This is a genomic window from Streptomyces sp. URMC 123, from assembly GCF_051386515.1.
Lineage (GTDB): Bacteria > Actinomycetota > Actinomycetes > Streptomycetales > Streptomycetaceae > Streptomyces.
This window is the reverse complement of the sequence record NZ_JBPQTV010000652.1, coordinates 1-906: the sequence shown is the minus strand read 5'-3', so window position 1 is coordinate 906 and position 906 is coordinate 1. Positions and strand designations below refer to the sequence as shown.

General features: G+C 75.5%; 1 protein-coding gene. It reads left to right on the top strand.

The annotated features are described in order from the left end of the window. Positions 1-906: globin domain-containing protein (locus ACSNOD_RS31455; protein ID WP_436770483.1), on the top strand; the 906-nt coding region annotated here is incomplete at both ends.

Here is a 906-nt window from a genome sequence, read left to right as displayed (position 1 = left end):
CCGCCCCCGGCCGGGTCAGGGGCCGCGCCCGGGCCCGGAACCCCGCCCGGAACCGCGCCCACCGACGCCGACGCCGTCCTCATCCGCCGCACCATGGCGGAGATCGAGCCCGTCGCCGACCGCACCACCTCGTACTTCTACGCCCTGCTCTTCCTGCGCCACCCCGAGCTGCGCGCGCTCTTCCCCGCCGCCATGGACGCGCAGCGCGACCGGCTGTTCCGGGCGCTGCTGACCGCCGCCCGGCACCTCGACGACCCCGCGACGCTCACCGGCTACCTCTCCCACCTGGGGCGCGGCCACCGCAAGTACGGGACCCGGCCCGAGCACTACCCGGCCGTCGGCGAGTGCCTGCTCGCGGCGCTGGCCCGGTACGCGCCGAACTGCTGGAGCGCGGACACCGAGGCCGCGTGGGTCCGCGCGTACACCGCCGTCTCCCAGATCATGATCGACGCCGCCGCCGAGCATGAACGTATCTCCCCGCCCTGGTGGGAGGCGGAGATCGTCGGCCACGAGGTGCGGACCTCGGACATCGCCGTGGTGACCGTGCGGCCGGACCAGCCGTACCCGTTCCTCGCCGGGCAGTACACCGCGCTGGAGACGCCCTGGTGGCCCCGGGTGTGGCGGCACTACTCCTTCGCCTCCGCGCCGCGCGCCGACGGGCTGCTCTCCTTCCACGTCAGGGCGGTGCCCGCGGGATGGGTGTCCGGCGCCCTGGTGCACCGGGCGCGGCCCGGCGACGTGATCCGACTGGGGCCGCCGGCCGGCTCGATGACGGTGGACCACTCCTCCGACAACGGCCTGCTCTGCCTCGGCGGCGGCACCGGCATCGCGCCCATCAAGGCGCTGGTCGAGGATGTCGCCGAACACGGCCGGCGGCGGCCCGTGGAGGTCTTCTACGGCGCCCGC